The sequence below is a fragment of the Streptomyces sp. NPDC033165 genome, assembly GCF_055577965.1.
This window is the reverse complement of the sequence record NZ_JBVIPK010000012.1, coordinates 130884-149139: the sequence shown is the minus strand read 5'-3', so window position 1 is coordinate 149139 and position 18256 is coordinate 130884. Positions and strand designations below refer to the sequence as shown.

The window sequence follows — 18256 nt, the reverse complement described above, 5'->3', positions numbered from 1 at the left end:
CCGGGACATGGACCTGACTCTTCTCTACCGCGGCCCGCTCGCCTCGTGCGACTACGACTGTCCCTACTGCCCGTTCGCCAAGCGGCGGGACAGCCGTGCGCGGCTGACGGCGGACCGGGAGGCGCTGGAGCGGTTCACCGGCTGGGCGGCGGAGCAGACCGGGGACCGGCTGTCCGTGCTGTTCACTCCGTGGGGCGAGGGGCTGGTCCGTTCCTGGTACCGCAGGGCGCTGACCGAGCTGTCCCATCTGCCGCACATCGGGCGGGTGGCGATCCAGACGAATCTGAGCTGCCGCACCGGCTGGCTGGCGGACGCCGACCCGGAGCGGGTCGCGCTGTGGTGCACGTACCACCCGGGGCAGACTCCGTACGAGCGTTTCCTCGGCCGGTGCCGGGAGCTGTCCGGGCTCGGGATCCGTTACAGCGTGGGCGTGGTGGGTTTCGACGAACACCTCGACGAGGCGCGGCGGCTGCGCGCGGCGCTGCCCGAGGAGGTCTACCTGTGGGTGAACGCGGCCGAGGGGCATACGTACACCGACGAGGAGGCGGAGCTGTGGACGGAGCTGGACCCCCTGTTCCCGTACAGCAGGCATCCGCACCGCTCGGCCGGGCTGCCCTGCCGGACGGGTGAGTCGGTGGTCTCGGTGGACGGCGACGGGACCGTGCGGCGCTGTCACTTCGTCAAGGCGGAGCTGGGCAATCTCTACGACGGCAGCTACCGCCGGGCGCTCGGCCCGCGGGCCTGTCCGATCGCTGTGTGCGACTGCCACATCGGCTATGTGCACCTGGAGACGCTGCCGCTGTACGACGTGTTCGCGGGCGGTGTCCTGGAGCGGATACCGGCCGGACCCGGGGTGGGCATGCCTTCGGACGGGCTCGTGGTGCCGAGCCCGTCCCGGCGTACGCTCCCTCTGCTGGAGCCGTGACCTCCGCGACCGCTACAGCGGCAGGAGGTCGGGACGCTTCGCCTCGACGTGGTCGCCGGAGGACTCGCCGCGCAGCCGCCGCCCGATCCACGGCACGAGGTACTCCCGGGCCCACTGGATGTTGTCGCGTCCCTCGTCGAAAGTGCTGCGCTGGGCCCGCGGCGGCCAGGGCTGGTCGGGATCGGCCGGCACGTCGTGGCCGAGGACCTGGGCGGCGCGCAGCGCGACGCGGGTGTGGCCCTCGGGCGACAGGTGGAGCCGGTCGTTGTCCCAGGCTCGGCGGTCCTGGACGGAGCGGAGCGACCACAGGTCCAGCACCGGGCAGTGGTAGCGGTCGGCGATGGCCCGCAGATGGACGTTGTACGTGGCGATCTTGCCGCGCATGTGGCGCAGCACCGGAACGCCCCGGGTGTCGAAGCCGGTGGTGACCATGACCGTGCCGACGGCGTTGCTCAGATCGGCGACCGCCCGCTCGAAGCGCTCGGCCAGGTCGTCGGGGTCGGCCCCGGGCCGGATGATGTCGTTGCCGCCCGCGCAGAAGCTGACCAGGTCGGGGGCCAGCTCCTTGGCGCGGGGGATCTGCTCCTCGACGATCTGGTCGAGGAGACGTCCGCGTACGGCGAGATTGGCGTAGCGGAAGTCCCCGTGCGGGGAGTCCTCCGGGCTGGTCGCCACGTCGGGGGCCGGGAGCCGGTCGGCGAGGAGCACCGCGAACCGGTCCGCCCAGCCGACGAAGGTCCCGTCGGGGCCGGGGTCCCCGACGCCCTCGGTGAAGCTGTCGCCAATCGCCGCGTACGACCCGATGATGTGCTGCTGGTTGTTTCTCGAATCGTCTGCCACAAGCACCTATCCTGCACCGTTCAATGTGACCTACGCGACCGTAATATGGGGTTGACGGGTGGTGAGATAGACCACCCGGTCAGGTTTTGGTAAAGCTGGAATAAGCGGAGGGGCGGTGCGCCGCCGCGCACCGCCCCTCGCTCATTTCTTGTTGCCCTCGGATCAGAGGGAGACGCCGTGCTGTCGCAGGTAGGCGATCGGGTCGACGTCGGAGCCGTAGCCCGGGCCGGTGCGGACCTCGAAGTGGAGGTGCGGGCCGGTGGAGTTGCCGGTGGAGCCGGAGAGCCCGATCTGCTGGCCGCCGGTGACGGTCTGGCCGACGGAGACGCTCAGCGAGGACTGGTGGGCGTACTGGGAGTACATGCCGTCCTCGTGCTTGATGACGACCTCGTTGCCGTACGAACCGCTCCAGCCGGCCGAGACCACGGTGCCCGGGCCGATGGCGCGGATCGGGGTGCCGGAGGGGGCCTGGAAGTCCGAGCCGGTGTGGTAGCCGCTGGACCAGCTGGAGCCGGAAGCGCGGTACTGGGTAGTGACGTTGGCGTTGGCCAGCGGGGTCGTCCAGCCGGAGCCGGTCGCCTCGGAGGAGCCGGTCCGCGCGGAGCTGCCGGAGCCCTCGGAGTCGTCGGCGGAGATCGTGTCCGGCTTCGGGTCCTCCTTGGGCGCGGCCTTGGAGGCGGCCTTGGGGGCCTGCTCGGCCTTCTTCGGGGCGGCCTGCGGAGCCGGGGCGGACTTCTCAGCCTTCGAAGGCGCGGCCGGGGCGGACGCCTTGGCTCCGAGGGTCAGTTTCATGCCGGGGAGGATCAGGCTGGGGTTCTCGCCGACGGTGGAGCGGTTGTCCTTGTACAGCTTCTGCCAGCCGCCCTTGAGCTGGTGCTCGGCGGCGATCTTCGACAGGTAGTCACCCCGGACCACGGAGTAGGTCTTCGGGGCGGCCTTCGACGCGGCGGGGGCGGTCTGCGGCGCGGTGTGCGCGGCGGCGACCGACGCGGCGGCGGGCTTGACCGCGGGAGCGGCCTGCTGCGCGGCACTGGCTCCGGTGGCGCCGATGAGCGGGAGGGCGAGTGCGGCGCCGCCGGTCCCCGCTGCGAGCACGCCGCGGGAGATCGGGCCGGACTTCGGACGGCGGTGCTTACCCTTTGCGGGCATGGGGAATTTCCTCTCCGGCGCCTGCGAGGTGAGCTGTCGGGTTCGGGCTGGAGATGCCCGGTCGCACGGTGGCGACTTCACCCCGAGCCGGTCCGGATCGCTCCGGGTCGGCGACTTACCTGGGTCCCCCGCTCCTGCCACACGTGAGTGGGTGGGTGCGAATTCCGGGCGGCGGCAGGATTAGGCGGTCCGCCCGGATTGACGGTGACCGTAAACGAGTCAGGACGAGCAGAACAAGCCATCGGTTGCGCGCGGGAATCATGGATTCGATCGCGGTCCGGATTTCCGGTCACACTCCGTGGATTACGGATCTTGGCTTTCCGTACGGGCAACGGGAACGGGCCGGGGAGCGATCACCACGGACCGTCACGGATATGATCCCGCTCACCCACGGAATCCCATCTCCCCCATTAGCGGGGCATGTTCTGCGAAATGCACCAATACGGACATGTCGCGGGCGGGGCTCGTGATGCGGCGTCAGACACACCCCCGCGACACCCCGGCCGGAGCGGGCAACCGTAATGATTTTCCGTCGAATCGATGTCGTATCGTCACGGGAGCGCCCTCGCCGGCGAGCCGCGCCGGCGCCAGAGATCCCAGGAGCCCCCGTGACACAGCAGGTGCCGCAGGTCCCGCCGGCAGAGACCGTCCTGACCGGAGTCCGCAACTTCCGCGACGTGGGCGGGCTCCCCACCACGGACGGGCGGCACACCGCCTTCGGCCGGCTCTACCGCAGCGGCCACCTGGCGCACGCCACCGCCGAGGACGCGGCCTTCCTCGGCGGGCTCGGGCTGCACACGGTCTTCGACTTCCGCAATTCCGCCGACCACCGGTTCGACGGGTACGACATCGAGCTGACCGGTGTCCGCAATGTCAGCATTCCTCTCTCGGACCCGGCCGACGGCGCCGAGTTCTGGCGCCTGGTCCGCGACGGGAACATCGAGCAGCTGCGCTCGATCCTCGCGGACGGCCAGGGCACCGAGCGCATGATCCGGATGTACCGGTCGACGATCAAGGACCGCACCGCCGAGCACAGCCGGGTCCTGCACGCACTGGCCGAGGACAGCGTCCCGGCGCTGATGCACTGTGCCGCGGGCAAGGACCGGGCCGGGCTCTCGATAGCGGTCTCGCTGCTGGCGGTCGGCGTCGAGCGCGAGGCGATCGAGACGGACTACCTCAAGTCCAACGATCCCCACCGCCGGTACAAGGTGCAGCGCGCCGACATGTCCGAGACCGGGATGTCCCCCGAGGTGATGGAGCTCCTCAACCCGCTCTTCGGGGCGCAGCGCGAATACCTGGCGGCGGCCTTCGCGACGATCGAGGAGATCTGGGGTACGACGGACCGCTACCTGACGGAGGGGCTGAAGGTCTCCCCCCAGACCCGGGAGCGGCTGCGCGAGCGGCTGCTCGACCAGGGCTGACGAGCTCGTGCGCGGTCAGCGGGTCACTCCGCGCCCGCCACCACGAAGAGCAGGTAGAGGAAGGCCGCGATCACATGGCCGACCACGAGGTAGGCGAAGAGCCGGATCACGAGGCCGCGCGGCATCCTGCGCTCCTGCGAGTCACCCTTCTTCGGGTGCCGCGGGCTCAGCGGGTCGTAGTGCTCGGAATCGGACATGACGGTCCTCTCTGCCGGCCTCGCGGCCGGTGGAACGAAGGGCTCAGCGCACGTGGAGGGCGTTGCCGAGGCAGAGCTCGGCCGCGGGGCTCTGGAGCAGGGAGTGGACGAAGAGCAGTTCCGCGCCGCCGTGGTCCAGAGCCGCGATCCGGTGCGGGGTGAGCGAGTCGAAGTGGGCGCTGTCGCCGGGGCCGAGGTCGTGCACGGTGTCGCCGAGCCCGACCCGCAGCCGCCCGCCGAGCACGTACAGCCACTCCTCGCCGGGGTGCACCCGGACCAGGTCACCCTGGGCCCCGTAGGGCACCCGGACGCGCAGCGCCTGCATCGCACGGCCGGAACCGCCGGCCTGCCGGTACAGCCAGCCGTCCGCCTCCGCGCCCTCGAAGCCGCCGCCTCGGATGATCGCGTCGCGTTCGGGCGGCTGCTCACCGAGCAGCTCGGAGACCGTCGTACCGTAGATACGCGCCAGCCCCAGGAGCATCGGCAGCGACGGCTGCCTGCGGCCGGTCTCCAGGCGGGAGAGGTGGGCCGGGGAGAGTCCGGCCCGCCGGGCGGCGCCCTCCAGGGTGAGGCCGCGGCCGCGGCGCAGCTCGCGCAGTCGGGATGCGACGCCGGGGAGCTCGTCCGGCGCCCCTTCGTCCGGAGGGTTCATACCTCCATTGGGCCAGGATCTTTCCTCCTGGGCAAATAACTTGCCCAGGAGGCAAACGTCTCGACGGGACGGTCAGCGGTTGGCCACGGCCTGCTTGACCAGGGTCCGGCCGAAGTCCCACATCAGCCCGCCGCCGCTGTGCGCCTCGTCCATCACGGACGTGAACGCAGCCACGAAACGGTCCACCTCCGCGTCCCCGATGATCAGCGGCGGGATCAGCTTGATCACTTCCAGGTGGTCGCCGGAGACCTGGGTGAGGATGCGGTGCTTCTGGAGCAGCGGCACCACGACCATCTGGGCGAAGAGTCCCCTGCGGGCCGCCTGGAGCATGGTCCAGCGGCTGCGGAGCTTCAGCGAGGCGGGGCGGCCGAACTCGATGCCGATCATCAGCCCGCGCCCACGCACCTCGTGCAGCAGCTCGTAGCGGTCCACCAGTGCCGCGAGGCGTTCGCGCAGCAGGTCGCCGGTGCGCCGGGCGTTCGCGACGGTCTCCTCTTCCTCCATGACCGTGAGGACGGCGAGGCCCGCGGCCATCGCCTGGGCGTTGGAGCCGAAGCTCGCGGAGTGGACGAGGACCCGGTCCATCGAGGAGTAGACCTTGCGGAAGATCCAGTCCTTGCCGAGCGTCGCGCCGACCGGCACATAACCGCCGGAGAGCGCCTTGGCCACGCACACGAGGTCGGGCTCCACGCCCTCCTCGTGCTGGTAGGCGTAGAAGTCGCCGGTCCGGCCGAGGCCGGTCTGCACCTCGTCGGCGATCAGGAGCGCCTTGTGCCGGTGCAGCAGTTCCTGGGCCTGCCGCAGGAAGCCGGGCGGTGCGGCGTGCACACCCTTGCCCTGGATCGGCTCGATGACCAGGGCCGCCACATCGCCCCGCTTCAGCTCGCGGCGCAGCGCGTCCAGGTCCCCGAGCGCGATCGCGGTGTCCGGCAGCAGCGGCGCGAAGCCGTCGCGGAACCCGCGCTCCCCGTTGACCGAGAGGGAGCCGGTGGTCAGCCCGTGGAAGGCGTGGTCACAGTAGAGGATGCGGGGCCTGCCGGTGGCGTAGCGGGCGAACTTCAGCGCCGTCTCGACGGCTTCCGTACCGCTGCTGCCGAAGAAGACGCGCCCCAGGTGCGGGCTGTGGGCGAGGAGTTTCTCGGCGAGCAGCCCGGGCAGCGGCTGGCAGTCGAAGCGGGTGAGGTCGGCGAGCTGGGCGTCGAGGACGTCATGCAGGGCCTGCCGGACGACCGGGTGGTGCCGGCCGATCCCCATGACGCCGAACCCGGCGAGCATGTCGAGGTAGTCGTTGCCGTCCGCGTCCCAGAAGTACGCGCCCTCGGCCCGCTCGTAGACCTTGTCGAAGCCGATGGTGTGCAGCATGCGCGGCAGCTGGTGGTTGAGGTGGCGCGCATGCAGCTCGTACCGCTCCGCCCCGCGCTCGGCGAGGAGCCGCGCCAGGTCGAAGCCCTGGGGTCCGCCGTCCGTCATCGCCCGCTCTTCTCCTTCGGGGTGTGCTGGTCCGTGGGGTCTTCCGCCTGATCGCGGGAGCGGCACCGATGCGCCCGGCGAGCCCGGCCGGGGTGGCCCGATCCCGGCGAGCGTCTCGGCACGTCCGGCGCGGGCGCGGAACCGGTCTCTCCGCTGCGGTGTCGGCCCGCGGCCCGCTCTCTTCCTCGGCACAGGGGCGGGCCGACCGCCCGGGAGGGACCCGGACCGTCGGCCGCCCGCTGTTCACCTCGTCACCGGCTCCCGCTGACCGTCTCCCGTGCGGCGCGCAGGGACTCCTTGAGGGAGCCCATGGTGGCGAGCACCGCCGTGGGTTCGTAGCCGCAGTGCGCCATGCAGTTGGCGCAGCGCGGGTCCTTGCCCCGGCCGTACTTGTCCCAGTCGGTCTCCTCGATGAGCTGACGGTACGTCGGTACGTAGCCGTCGCTCATCAGATAGCAGGGGCGCTGCCAGCCGAAGAGCGAGTAGTTGGGGATCGCCCAGGCGGTGCAGGGGAAGTCCGCCTTGCCTTCGAGGAAGTCCAGGAAGAGCGGCGAGTGGTTGAGCCGCCAGCGGGCCCGGTTACCGCCCGCGAAGGCCTTCTTGAACAGCTCGCGGGTCTGGTCGACGCCGAGGAAGTGCTCCTGGTCGGGCGCCTTCTCGTAGGCGTAGGCGGGCGAGATCATCATCTCGTCGACATGGAGGTCGTCGTTGAGGTAGTTGAGGACCTCGATGATGGTCTGCGGGGTGTCCGTATTGAAGAAGGTGGAGTTGGTGGTGACGCGGAAGCCGCGTCGCTTGGCCTCCTTCATCGCGGCGACGGCCTCGTCGAAGACGCCTTCCTTGGCGACCGATTCGTCGTGCCGCTCGCGCAGTCCGTCGATGTGCACGGCGAACGCGAAGTACGGGGATGGCGTGAACTTGTCGAGCTTCTTGCGCATCAGCATCGCGTTGGTGCACAGGAAGACGTACTTCTTCTTCGCGACGAGCTGACGCACGATCTCGTCGATCTGCGGATGCATCAGGGGTTCGCCACCGGCGATGGAGACCATGGGAGCGCCGGATTCGAGCACCGCTCCGACCGCCTGGGCGACCGGCATGCGCTGCTTCAGGACACCGGCCGGGTGCTGGATCTTCCCGCAGCCCTCGCAGGCGAGGTTGCAGGCGAACAACGGCTCCAGTTCGACGATCAGCGGGAACTTCTCACGCTTGCGGAGCTTCTGTTCGAAGAGATACGTCGCAACCTTGATGGACTGACGGAGCGGCATGGCCATCTAGCTCACCTCCTGGGGAGCAGTAAAGATCGGTGCCATTCATAGAAAGCCGGAAGTACGGCACGGAGAACACGGAAGGCTGATATTCCACCGCGTACCGTGCCGATGCGGACGAGCTCATGCTCTGGAGCGTCCACGACCACCCGGACGGCCGCAACCGGGCGCGGTCCGTGGCACAGGGCGGTGCGCAGTGTCGCGGCGGACTCCATGTCCACGGCGATGGCCCCGACCGCCCGCAGCGCGGCCCGCTCGGGGCCCCGTACGACGTGGTCGGAGCCGGTGAGCGGGCCCGTGTGGACGGTGCGGCCCGGCACCGCCCGGGCGAGCGCGGCGACCAGGACGCCCGTCCCGGTACAGGGCGTGGAGCCGTCGGCGTCCCGGGTCTCCTCGGCGACGACCAGGTCCCCGGGGTGCATCCCGGGGGCGAGCCCGGCGCAGAAGCCGGAGGCGATGACCGCGGCGTCGGGGATCCCGCCGGGCGCCAGGAGGCGCGCCACGGCCGCCTCGGCGGCCCGGGGGCCCATTCCGGTACGCAGGACCCGCACCGGGCCCGGGGCGCCCCTGCCGCTGCGCAGGGCCACCTGCTCGATGCCGAGCGCGCAGGCGACCAGCAGCGGCGTCACGGGGGTTCCCGGTCCGCGCGGATGGCCCATCAGGCCCCCTCCGCCAGGTCCGCACGGTCGGCGAACGGGTCGCCGTGGACGTAGCGCCCGAGTGCGGTGAGGGGGAAGACCTGGCGGTAGAGGTGGTAGTTGATCGAGAAGTCCCAGGGGAAGCCGGTGCCGGTGAAGTACGGCTCGTCCCAGGAGCCGTCGGCCTGCTGGGCCTCGGTCAGCCAGGTGACCCCGCGGGCGACGGAAGGGGTGTCGCGGCGGCCCGCGGCGAGCAGGGCGAGCAGCGCCCAGGCGGTCTGGGACGCGGTGGACTCGCCGTGCCCGATCCACTTCTCCTCCTGGTAGGAGCGCAGGTCCTCGCCCCAGCCGCCGTCGTCGTTCTGCACGGACTCCAGCCAGTCGACGGCCCGGCGGATCGCGGGGTGTCCGGCGGGCAGCCCGGCGGCGGTCAGGGCGGGCACCACCGACCCCGTGCCGTAGACGTAGTTGACGCCCCAGCGGCCGAACCAGGCCCCGCACGCCTCCTGTTCGGCCAGCAGCCACTCGATGCCCTGCCGGGTACGGGGGTGGTTCGCGAGCCCCTCGACGGCGAGCATCTCCACGACATGGCCGGTGACATCGGCCGACGGCGGGTCGATGACCTCGCCGAAGTCGCAGAACGGCAGGCGGTTGGGGAAGGCGCTGGTGTTGTCCGCGTCGAACGCGCCCCAGGCCCCGTTGCGGGACTGCATCCCGAGGTTCCAGCGGACCCCGCGGGCGATGGCGGCCTCCAGCCGGGCCGGGTCGGGGTGGCGCACCCGGCGCAGCGCCAGGACGACTTCGGCGGTGTCGTCGATGTCCGGGTAGTTGTCGTTGTGGAACTCGAACGCCCAGCCGCCGGGGGCGAGTTCGGGTTTCCGTACCGACCAGTCGCCGGGCCGGGTGATCTCCTCGTCCAGCATCCAGTCGGCGGCCTTCACCAGGGCCGGGTGGTCGGGCCGCAGTCCGGCGTCGGCCAGGGCGATGGTGGCCAGGCAGGTGTCCCAGACGGGCGACTGGCAGGCCTCGACCATCCGCGCCCCGTCCTCGCGATGGACGGCGAACCTGTCCAGCGAGGCCAGTCCGGCCCGCATCACCGGGTGGTCCAGGTCGTAGCCGAGCAGATGCAGGGCGATGATGGAGTAGACGGCCGGCGGCTGGATACCGCCCCAGCAGCCGTCGTTCTCCTGCCGCTCGATGATCCAGCGGGCCGCCGCGTTCATCGCGATCCGGCGCAGCGGGCGGGGAGCGACCTTGTGGTAGAGGTGCAGTCCCTTGTCGAGGCGCTGGAAGAGGCCGTCCCAACTGGCCGCCGGGGCGAGCTTCCTGGGCGGGTTGGGCCGGGCGGGGTCGGTGTGCAGCTCGTCCAGGGCGAAGGGTGCGGGCCGCACCGGGCGCTTCGCGGAGACGATGGTCAGGGGGACAATGGTCTGGCGGGCCCAGCAGCCGAAGTCATAGATGTTGAGCGGGACCCATGTGGGGAAGAACATGAGCTCGGGCGGGAGTTCGGGGAGGTCGTCCCACTTCCACCAGCCGAACAGGGCGAGCCAGATCCGGGTGAAGACCCGGGCGGCCGCGATGCCGCCCTGCTCCCTGATCCAGCCGGAGGCGCGCGCCATGTGCGGCTCGTCGGGGCGGTCCCCGGCCAGCCTGAGGGCGACGTACGCCTCGATGGTGGCGGAGAGGTCGGCGGGGCCGCCGTAGAAGGTGTTCCAGGTGCCGTCGCCGAGTTGTTCGCCCCGGATGAAGAGGGCGGCCGCCCGGGTGGTTGCGGGGTCCTGGATGCCGAGGAACTGGCGCAGGAGCAGGTCCTCGGCGTCCATGGTGACGTTGGTGGCGAGGTCGCCCTTCCACCAGCCCTGCTCGTCCTGTCTGCCGAGCAGGTGTTCCACGGAGCGTTCCGTGGCACGCCGCGCGGCGGCGAGCACGTCGTCCGCGGCGATGGTCGTGTCGGCCGGATGGGCGGCCGGGAGTGCCGACAGGCTGGCGGCCCCGGTCGGTCCGTCGGTCGTCGCTGTCATGAGCTTCCCCTTACGTGCAGTGGTTTCTCTGCTGTGCTGGGGTCTCCGTCGGCCGACGCCCAGGTCAGGGCGCCGGCCGGCGACTGCGAGTCATATGCGCGTGCTGATCATCTCTTGCGTACCACCACGAAGTCCGCGAGGGCGGTGAGCTGCTCCCGCACCCGGTGCGGCATGTCGACCGCGTGCAGGGCCTCGACGGCGATCGCGTGCTGACGACGGGCTTCCTGGGCGGTCCACTCACGGCCGCCCGCCTCCTCGATGAGCGCCGCGCGGGCGGCGAACTCCTCTTCGGAGAAGCTGTCGAAGTCGCTGCTCTTGGCGTCGGCGGCGAGCAGTTCGCCCAGCCGCTCGGAGGCCTCGCCGCCCGCGGCGAGCGCCGCGACGACGGGCAGGGACTTCTTGCGCTGGCGCAGATCGCTCCAGGTCTGCTTGCCCGTCGACTCCGGGTCGCCCCAGATGCCGAGCAGGTCGTCGACGGCCTGGAAGGCGAGGCCGAGGTGGTAGCCGTACGCCTCCAGGGTGTCGGCTGTGCGGTCGTCCGCTCCGCCGAGCACCGCGCCGATGGAGACCGCGCAGGCCAGCAGGGCGCCGGTCTTGTTGCCCTCCATCTCCAGGCACTCCTCGACGGTGACCCGCTCGCGGTGCTCGTAGGAGATGTCCTGGGCCTGCCCGTCGATGAGCTTGCGGGTGGCGGTGGTCAGGCGGCGCGCCGCGCGGCCCGCCTCTACCGTGCCGAGTTCCAGCAGCAGGTCGTAGGCGAGTGCGAAGAGCGCGTCGCCGACCAGGATCGCCTGGGCCGGGCCGTGCACCTTCCACACGGTGTCGCGGTGGCGGCGCTGCTCGTCGCCGTCCATCAGGTCGTCGTGCAGCAACGAGAAGTTGTGCACGAGTTCGACGGCCACCGCGCCGGGGACGCCGGCCTCGGCGGGGGCGCCCGCCGCTTCGGCGGACAGCAGGGCGAGGGCGGGGCGCACGGCCTTGCCGCCGTCGCCGTCCGAGGGGCGGCCCTCGGCGTCGATCCAGCCGAAGTGGTAGGCGGCGACGGTGTCCATGGGCGGCGCGAGCCGGTCCACGGCAGCCCGCAGCACCGGCGCTGACAGGGCTCGGCCGCGCTCCAGAAGCGCGGTGACGTCCGTGGTGTCGGCCACGGTGTCGAAAGCCGGATTCGCCGGGGTCACTGACTCTCCTCTTGTTCCGGTGGTACTGCTCATGCCGCCTCCTGCAGCGGATGTCCATGGGGGCGGCCGAGGTCCTGGAGGGCCGCGTCGGCGGCCGCGGTGCCGCTGCGCACTGCACCTTCCATGGTCGCGGGCCAGCCGGTGTCGGTCCAGGCCCCCGCCAGCTGGAGACCGGGTGCCCGGGTGCGGGGGCCGGGGCGCAGCCGCCCGACGCCCGGGGCGGGCGCGAAGGTGGCGGTGCGCTCCCGGGTGACGAAGAAGTCCCGGATGCCCGCGCCGTGGGCGGCCGGGAGCAACCGCTCCAGCTCGGGCAGATAGCGGGCGCGCAGGTCGGCGACGGGGAGGTCGATCTCGTCCTGGGCGGCGGACTGCGAGACGGCCAGATACTGCCCGGGGCCGACGAGTCCCGAGGAGTGGGTGCGGTCGAAGACCCACTGGACCGGGGAGCCGATGGCGGCGAAGAACGGCCGGCGCAGCACCTTGCGGTCGTAGACGACGTGCACGTTGAGGATGGGTGCGTAGGGGATGTCGAGCAGCAGGTCCGGCTCGTCCAGCGCGCCCTCGGGCAGCAGGTCGTGGGTCTCGGTCTGCGGGACGGCGAGGACGACGGTGTCGGCGGTGATCCGCTCCCCCGCCGTCTCGACGGTCCACCGGCCGTCCTCGGTGCGGGTCAGGGAGCCCACCTTGGCGCGCAGCTCCGTGCGGACGCCCGCGGTGTCCAGGGCCTTGCGGGCGAGGGTGTCGTGCAGCTCGCCGAGGGGGACGGTGGCCCAGCCGATGTCGGCGGCGCCGGGCTCGGAGAGCAGTCCGGTCTTGAAGACCTTGGCAGCGAGCGCCATGGAGGCGTCGGGGGCGGTGGCGTTGAGCGTGGCGACGCCGACGAGGTCCCAGAGCGCCTCGACGGCGCGCTGCGACTGGCCGTGCCGCCGGAGCCAGGTCGCGAAGTCGATGCGGTCGAGTTCGGGGTCGGCCGGGTCGAGGCGGCCGAGGGCGAGGGCCGCGCGGCCGACGGCCGCCTTCTCGGCGAGCGAGAGGTGGGGGTAGGCGGCGAGGCCGCCCGCCAGATGCAGCGGTACGGGCAGGGCGGTGCGGCGCAGCCGTCCCAGGCGCGGTCCCGCGGTCCGGCCGACGTCGAGCACGGGCACGTCCAGGCGGTCCTGGAGGGGGGCCAGCCGGGCGGCGTCGATCCGGTCGAGGAACCAGCGGTAGCCGGTGCAGCAGCGCAGGTAGACGTGCTGACCGTTGTCGACGGTGAGGTCGCCGCGCTGAAAGGAGAAGGCGAGGCCGCCGAGGCGGGGCCGCCCTTCGAGCAGGGTCACATCAAGACCGGCGTCGGCCAGGCGCAGGGCCGCCGTGATGCCGGCGAGGCCGCCGCCGACGACGACAGCGACGGGGCGCGGGAGGTCGTCGCTCATGCGGGCCCCTCTCGCCGGATCGTCGCAGTGCGGCGGGTCGCCGTCACGCAGATCGTCGCAGTCAGCGGCGCGTCGGGCCACCGGAGGGTGACCCAAGGCCCGGACCTGGGAGAACGCATCAGGCTCGCCCCCTGGCGGTCAGCTTCGAGATGTGGCGGGCGTCCAGTCCGGACAGGCCGCGCACCGCGACGTAGGCCTTCTCGTGGCCGGGCAGCGAGACCCGGCCGCGCAGGACGGCCTCGGGGTCGCGCTCGATCCGGTCGAGGAGGCGGCGGTAGATCCCGGCCATGGCGGCGACGCAGGCGCCGCTGCGACGGTCGAGCATCGGCAGCAGGCGGTAGCCCTCGGCGAACAGGGCGCGGGCGCGGCGGACCTCGAAGTGGACCAGGCCCGCGAAGTCGGAGCCGGGGGGCGGGGTGGCCCGGTGGAATCCGGCGGAGCAGCCGAACTTGGCCAGGTCGTCGGCGGGAAGGTAGGTGCGCCCGTTTCCGGCGTCCTCGCGGACGTCGCGCAGGATGTTGGTGAGCTGGAGGGCGAGGCCGAGGGTATCGGCGTACTCCGCGGCGCGCTCGGCCCCGCGGGCCCCAGGTTCCGTACCGAACACGCCGAGGCTCAGGCGGCCGATGGCGCCCGCGACACAGCGGCAGTACGTCCTGAGGTCGTCCCAGGTCTCGTAAGTCGCGCCCCGCACGTCCATCAGGACGCCGTCGATCAGCTCGTCGAGCCCTTCGAGCGGCAGCGGGAACCGGCGGGCGGCGTCGGTGAGCGCCACGGCCACCGGGTCGGTGTCGTCCTCGTCGACCGCGCCCTTCCGGACCCGGTCGAGCAGCTCGCGGGTGCTCTCCAGCCGGGTCCGCTTGGTCTCCGGGTCCAGTTCCCCGTCGCCGATGTCGTCGACCCGCCGGGAGAAGGCGTACAGCGCCGACATGGCCTGCCGCTTGTCGTACGGCAGCAGCCTGATGCCGTAGGCGAAGTTACGCGCCTGCTGTCCGGTGACAGCCTCGCAGTAACTGTATGCGGCCTGCACCGGCGGCGACATGTACGTCGTCTGTCCCTCCACGGTCCGGCTCACCTCTCTCCACGCGCTCTTCGCAAGACGGTTCCCACTTCGCGCAGCAGCCTGGGCTTGGTGGGCTTGGGCGGTCCGGGCAGTACGTCGAACCCGGCGGCCGAGATCGCGGCGAGCGCGGCGCGGCCGCCTCCGACGAATCCGGCGAGGAGCAGCTTGAGCCTGCCGTCGACGCTGCCCACCAGGGGGGTGCCCGCGTCCAGCAGCTCGCTCGCGCGCCGGGCCTCGTAGGCGATCAGGGCACGTACCGAAGCTCCGGCGGACGGCCGGCCCAGGTCGGATTCGGTGACGTGGAAGCGGTCCATGTCCTCGGCGGGCAGATAGATCCGGTCGCGTCCGAGGTCCTCGGCCACGTCCTGGAGGTGCTCGACGATCTGGAGCGCGGTGCACACGGCGTCGGAGCGGCGGATACGTTCCGGGCTCGCGGTGCCGGTGAGAGCGAGGACCAGGCGGCCGACCGGGTTCGCGGAGAGTTCGCAGTACGCGGCGAGCTCGGCGTAGGTCCCGTAGCGGCGGATCTTCTGGTCCTGCCGGTTGGCCTCGATCAGGCCGATGAAGGGTTCGGGGGTGAGCGCTCGGCGCCGCACGGTGGGGCGCAGGGCGCGGAGCAGGGGGTGGTGCGGTTCCTCGCCGGTGGTGGCGAAGACCCGGTGCAGATCGGCCTCGAAGGCGTCGAGCATGGCGAGCCGGTCGTCGCTCTGCTCCGGCTCCAGGCCCAGGTGGCGGGCGTCGGCGCCGCCGGGGGCGAGGTCGCCGTCGCCGATGTCGTCGACGAGCCGGGCGTAGCCGTAGACCGCCATCAGGTCGTCGCGCCAGGCGCGGGGCAGGAAGAAGGGCGCGACGGGGAAGTTCTCGTCCGCGGCCTTGCCCAGGGTGGCGTCACCGGTGCGCGCCTCGGGGGTGGAGGTCACTGCCGACCGCCCGGCGCGGGGACGGCGAAACCACGTCGGAGCTGGAGATCTTCCGTCATTGCCGTCACATCTCCCGTTCTACACTGCTGACCCAAAACATCCCTTTTCGGACACGCCGCTCGTGCTTCCGAGTGCACTGCGGCACAGCGGGCGAAGCGCCGGGGGCGGAACGCCCCACTTGCCATGAATCAGCACCGCTACAGCTTACGTTGTACAGCTCACAGAACCGCGCCCGGGTGGAACGCCTCGCGCCACGTCGCCGTCGTTCCATTCAACCTTCCCCGCGCACGGTCGAATTGACGTCATCCGCCGGGAGGAGATCGCCCCTGGGCCCTACTGCGGAGGGTTTCCCGGCGGCTCGCACCGCGTGGCCCCCGCCGGATCGGTCCGGCAGGGGCCACGGGAGGCGGAGGGCGGCTACTTGCCCGTTTCGCGCTCGTACGCCTTGAGGACTTCCTCGGTGGGCCCGTCCATCAGGAGTTCGCCCTTCTCCAGCCAGAGCGCCCGGTCGCAGGTGTCCCGGATCGACTTGTTGTTGTGGCTGACCAGGAAGACGGTGCCCGCCTCCTTGCGGAGCTCGCGGATGCGTGCCTCGGAGCGGACCCGGAACTTGCGGTCGCCGGTGGCCAGCGCCTCGTCGATCATGAGGACGTCGTGGTTCTTGGCAGCGGCGATGGAGAAACGAAGGCGCGCCGCCATACCGGAGGAGTACGTCCGCATCGGCAGGGTGATGAAGTCGCCCTTCTCGTTGATCCCGGAGAAGTCCACGATCTCCTGGTAGCGCTCGCGGATCTCGTCCCGGCTCATGCCCATGGCCAGACCGCCGAGGACGACGTTGCGCTCGCCGGTCAGATCGCTCATCAGCGCCGCGTTCACGCCGAGCAGCGAGGGCTGGCCGTCGGTGTACACCTGGCCGGACTCGGTCGGCAGCAGACCGGCGATGGCCCGCAGCAGCGTCGACTTGCCGGAGCCGTTGGTGCCGATGAGGCCGATGGCCTCGCCGCGGTAGGCGGTGAAGGAGACACCGCGCACGGCGTGCACCTTCCTGACCCCGCGCGGCTCGCCCTTGCCCCGCCGCATCATGCGGCTCAGCGCCGCGGTGGCACTGCCCCGGCCGCCGCCCGTGCCGTTGACCCGGTACACGATGTGCACGTCGTCGGCGATCACCGTGGGAATGCGCCCCTGTGCGTTGTTCTCAGCCACGGCCGTACCGTTCCTCTGCCTTCCAGAAGTACACGAATCCCACGACGCCCAGCAGCACGGCCCAGCCCAGGCCGACGGCCCAGACGTGGTCCGGCAGGTTCTCGGAGCCGTATCCGTCGATCATCGCGAAGCGGACCAGGTCCATGTAGACCGCCGCCGGGTTGTACTGGAGCACGTCGGCGATCCAGGCCGGCTTGTCCTTGAGCATGACCGGGATGGAGAACATGACGCCCGAGGCGTACATCCAGGTCCGCATGACGAACGGCATCAGCTGCGCGAGGTCGGGGGTCTTGGCGCCGAGCCGCGCCATGACGAGGGCCAGGCCGGTGTTGAAGAAGAACTGGAGGATCAGGGCGGGAATCACCAGGAGCCAGGACAGCGAGGGGTAGCTGCCGAAGATGACGGCGACCGCGACCAGCACGATCATCGAGAACAGCAGTTGCTGGAGCTGCTGGAGCGAGAACGAGATGGGCAGCGAGGCCCGGGGGAAGTGGAGGGCCCGGACCAGTCCGAGATTCCCGGAGATCGACCGGACCCCCGCCATCACGGAGCTCTGGGTGAAGGTGAAGACGAAGACGCCGGTGACCAGGAACGGCACGAAGACGTCGTGGGGAATCCCCTCCCTGGTCCCCAGGATCAGCCCGAAGATCAGGTAATAGACACAGGCGTTCAGCAGCGGCGTGACCACTTGCCACAGCTGGCCCAGTTTGGCCTGGCTGTACTGCGCGGTCAGCTTCGCCCGGGAGAAGGCCAGGATGAAGTGGCGTCGGCCCCAGAGCTGTCTCATGTATTCGAACAGCCCGGGCCTGGCGCCGCTCACGGTCAGGCCGTGCTTGGCGGCCAGCTGGGCGGCGCTCAGGCCCTCGTCGGCGGACGGTGGGGTGCCGAGGGCTACCCCACCGTCGTGGGTCGTGTCACTCACAAGTTGAAACTCTCGTCTTCACGCGCAGCCAGTCGCGGGCGCGGCTCAGGCGGACAGGTTCCGGAAAGAAAATACGCCTCATGCTCTCAGAGGAAAGCCTCTCAGATGACCGGAGGTCGGCCCAGCCTCGTCAGCCGCCACACCGTACGCCACTTCATCGGGCGGCGGGGTCCGCAGGGCGTCGACCAGCCTTCCCGGAAACCACCGGACCAGGCCCGCAGTGCGGGCAACGACGGGCGTCTGACCAGGGTCAGCAGCAGCCAGACCCCCACATAGAGGGGAACCAGCGGGGCGGGGAGGTTGCGGCGGGCGAGCCAGACCCGGTTGCGGGCCACCATGCGGTGGTAGACCGCGTGCCGGGAGGGCGCGGTGGTGGGGTGGTTCAGCACCATGTCCGCGCGGTAGTCGATCATCCAGCCCGCGTCCAGCGCCCGCCAGGCCAGGTCCGTCTCCTCGTGCGCGTAGAAGAACTCCTCCGGCAGCGGGCCGACCTCGGCGATGACCTTGGTCCGTACGGCGTTGGCGCCGCCCAGGAAGGTCGTCACGCGCGAGGAGCGCATCGGGTCGGCCGCCCGCAGCCGGGGTACGTGGCGGCGCTGGGTGACGCCGGTGTGCGGGTCCGCGATCCGGAAGGTGATGATGCCGAGCTCCGGGTCCGCCTCGAACGCCCGGCGGCACAGCTCGGCGGTGTCCCGGTTCGGGAGCAGCCCGTCGTCGTCCAGGAAGAGCAGGGCGTCCACGTCGGCCCCGCACGGCCCGAACGCCTCGATGCCGACGTTGCGGCCGCCGGGGATGCCGAGGTTCTCCGGCAGCTCCACGATGCGCACCCCGGCCGGGAGATCCGGGACCGGGGCACCGTTGCCGACGACCACGACCTCGATCCGGTCACCGTGCTGGGCGGTGACCGAATCGAGGAGGGCGCGGAGCTCGTCGGGGCGGTTGCCCATGGTGATGATCACCGCGCCCAGTTTCATGGCAGA

The 18256-nt window shown here is 71.2% G+C and carries 17 protein-coding genes and 1 riboswitch; of the genes, 2 read left to right on the top strand and 15 right to left on the bottom strand.

Annotated features, from left to right (window positions below):
• Positions 1-7 precede the first annotated feature (7 nt).
• Positions 8-925: an STM4011 family radical SAM protein gene (locus ACZ5WC_RS25595; protein ID WP_468542996.1), complete on the top strand. Its 918-nt coding sequence runs from the start codon at positions 8-10 to the stop codon at positions 923-925.
• Positions 926-937: 12 nt separating this feature from the next.
• On the opposite strand, the gene ACZ5WC_RS25590 is transcribed toward ACZ5WC_RS25595, so the two are convergent.
• Positions 938-1765 (bottom strand): SGNH/GDSL hydrolase family protein, encoded by an 828-nt coding sequence (locus ACZ5WC_RS25590; RefSeq protein WP_468542995.1) that lies wholly within the window; start codon positions 1763-1765, stop codon positions 938-940.
• A gap of 162 nt (positions 1766-1927) precedes the next feature.
• Entirely contained in the window at positions 1928-2914 is a 987-nt protein-coding gene (locus ACZ5WC_RS25585; protein ID WP_468542994.1) for a M23 family metallopeptidase, read from the bottom strand.
• Positions 2915-2917: 3 nt separating this feature from the next.
• A riboswitch (cyclic di-AMP (ydaO/yuaA leader) is annotated at positions 2918-3078 on the bottom strand.
• Between the two features lie 444 nt (positions 3079-3522).
• Between ACZ5WC_RS25585 and ACZ5WC_RS25580 the strand changes: the two genes are divergently transcribed.
• Positions 3523-4335, top strand: coding sequence for a tyrosine-protein phosphatase (locus ACZ5WC_RS25580; protein ID WP_468542993.1), 813 nt, complete (start codon positions 3523-3525; stop codon positions 4333-4335).
• 23 nt (positions 4336-4358) lie between these two features.
• On the opposite strand, the gene ACZ5WC_RS25575 is transcribed toward ACZ5WC_RS25580, so the two are convergent.
• The 13 genes from ACZ5WC_RS25575 to ACZ5WC_RS25515 all read right to left on the bottom strand — a co-directional run bounded on the left by ACZ5WC_RS25575 (position 4359) and on the right by ACZ5WC_RS25515 (position 18250).
• Positions 4359-4532 carry a DUF6126 family protein gene (locus ACZ5WC_RS25575; protein WP_179500273.1) on the bottom strand — a complete coding sequence of 58 codons (174 nt, stop codon included), beginning with the start codon at positions 4530-4532 and terminating at the stop codon, positions 4359-4361.
• A 43-nt stretch (positions 4533-4575) separates the two neighbouring features.
• Positions 4576-5184, bottom strand: coding sequence for a helix-turn-helix domain-containing protein (locus ACZ5WC_RS25570; RefSeq protein ID WP_468542992.1), 609 nt, complete (start codon positions 5182-5184; stop codon positions 4576-4578).
• Between the two features lie 72 nt (positions 5185-5256).
• Entirely contained in the window at positions 5257-6654 is a 1398-nt protein-coding gene (locus ACZ5WC_RS25565) for an aspartate aminotransferase family protein (RefSeq protein WP_468542991.1), read from the bottom strand.
• Positions 6655-6905: 251 nt separating this feature from the next.
• Positions 6906-7925 carry an adenosyl-hopene transferase HpnH gene (gene hpnH, locus ACZ5WC_RS25560; RefSeq protein WP_096630839.1) on the bottom strand — a complete coding sequence of 340 codons (1020 nt, stop codon included), beginning with the start codon at positions 7923-7925 and terminating at the stop codon, positions 6906-6908.
• 5 nt (positions 7926-7930) lie between these two features.
• Complete coding sequence (locus ACZ5WC_RS25555; protein WP_468542990.1) at positions 7931-8578, bottom strand: phosphorylase family protein; 648 nt, start codon at positions 8576-8578, stop codon at positions 7931-7933.
• Complete coding sequence (gene shc / locus ACZ5WC_RS25550; protein WP_468542989.1) at positions 8578-10578, bottom strand: squalene--hopene cyclase; 2001 nt, start codon at positions 10576-10578, stop codon at positions 8578-8580. The genes ACZ5WC_RS25555 and shc overlap by 1 nt, the downstream gene beginning before the upstream one ends.
• A gap of 107 nt (positions 10579-10685) precedes the next feature.
• Positions 10686-11789: a polyprenyl synthetase family protein gene (locus ACZ5WC_RS25545; protein WP_096630843.1), complete on the bottom strand. Its 1104-nt coding sequence runs from the start codon at positions 11787-11789 to the stop codon at positions 10686-10688.
• Complete coding sequence (hpnE, locus tag ACZ5WC_RS25540) at positions 11786-13171, bottom strand: hydroxysqualene dehydroxylase HpnE (RefSeq protein ID WP_468542988.1); 1386 nt, start codon at positions 13169-13171, stop codon at positions 11786-11788. The genes ACZ5WC_RS25545 and hpnE overlap by 4 nt, the downstream gene beginning before the upstream one ends.
• 118 nt (positions 13172-13289) lie before the next feature.
• A complete protein-coding gene (gene hpnD, locus ACZ5WC_RS25535) occupies positions 13290-14210 on the bottom strand; it encodes a presqualene diphosphate synthase HpnD (protein ID WP_468543044.1) in 921 nt (306 codons plus the stop codon).
• Positions 14211-14239: 29 nt separating this feature from the next.
• Entirely contained in the window at positions 14240-15151 is a 912-nt protein-coding gene (gene hpnC, locus ACZ5WC_RS25530; protein ID WP_468542987.1) for a squalene synthase HpnC, read from the bottom strand.
• A 417-nt stretch (positions 15152-15568) separates the two neighbouring features.
• Positions 15569-16354, bottom strand: coding sequence for an ABC transporter ATP-binding protein (locus tag ACZ5WC_RS25525; RefSeq protein ID WP_468542986.1), 786 nt, complete (start codon positions 16352-16354; stop codon positions 15569-15571).
• A complete protein-coding gene (locus ACZ5WC_RS25520; RefSeq protein ID WP_096630849.1) occupies positions 16347-17276 on the bottom strand; it encodes an ABC transporter permease in 930 nt (309 codons plus the stop codon). The genes ACZ5WC_RS25525 and ACZ5WC_RS25520 overlap by 8 nt, the downstream gene beginning before the upstream one ends.
• 101 nt (positions 17277-17377) lie before the next feature.
• A complete protein-coding gene (locus tag ACZ5WC_RS25515) occupies positions 17378-18250 on the bottom strand; it encodes a glycosyltransferase family 2 protein (protein ID WP_468543043.1) in 873 nt (290 codons plus the stop codon).
• Positions 18251-18256 lie beyond the last annotated feature (6 nt).

Bases quoted from the DNA above. Each gene is read 5' to 3' on its own strand.
- hpnE (WP_468542988.1), bottom strand. From the start codon at position 13,171: ATGAGCGACGACCTCCCGCGCCCCGTCGCTGTCGTCGTCGGCGGCGGC.
- ACZ5WC_RS25595 (WP_468542996.1), top strand. From the start codon at position 8: ATGGACCTGACTCTTCTCTACCGCGGCCCGCTCGCCTCGTGCGACTAC.
- ACZ5WC_RS25565 (WP_468542991.1), bottom strand. From the start codon at position 6,654: ATGACGGACGGCGGACCCCAGGGCTTCGACCTGGCGCGGCTCCTCGCC.
- ACZ5WC_RS25545 (WP_096630843.1), bottom strand. From the start codon at position 11,789: ATGAGCAGTACCACCGGAACAAGAGGAGAGTCAGTGACCCCGGCGAAT.
- shc (WP_468542989.1), bottom strand. From the start codon at position 10,578: ATGACAGCGACGACCGACGGACCGACCGGGGCCGCCAGCCTGTCGGCA.
- ACZ5WC_RS25585 (WP_468542994.1), bottom strand. From the start codon at position 2,914: ATGCCCGCAAAGGGTAAGCACCGCCGTCCGAAGTCCGGCCCGATCTCC.
- ACZ5WC_RS25575 (WP_179500273.1), bottom strand. From the start codon at position 4,532: ATGTCCGATTCCGAGCACTACGACCCGCTGAGCCCGCGGCACCCGAAG.
- hpnD (WP_468543044.1), bottom strand. From the start codon at position 14,210: ATGTCGCCGCCGGTGCAGGCCGCATACAGTTACTGCGAGGCTGTCACC.
- ACZ5WC_RS25570 (WP_468542992.1), bottom strand. From the start codon at position 5,184: ATGAACCCTCCGGACGAAGGGGCGCCGGACGAGCTCCCCGGCGTCGCA.
- hpnH (WP_096630839.1), bottom strand. From the start codon at position 7,925: ATGGCCATGCCGCTCCGTCAGTCCATCAAGGTTGCGACGTATCTCTTC.
- ACZ5WC_RS25555 (WP_468542990.1), bottom strand. From the start codon at position 8,578: ATGGGCCATCCGCGCGGACCGGGAACCCCCGTGACGCCGCTGCTGGTC.
- ACZ5WC_RS25515 (WP_468543043.1), bottom strand. From the start codon at position 18,250: ATGAAACTGGGCGCGGTGATCATCACCATGGGCAACCGCCCCGACGAG.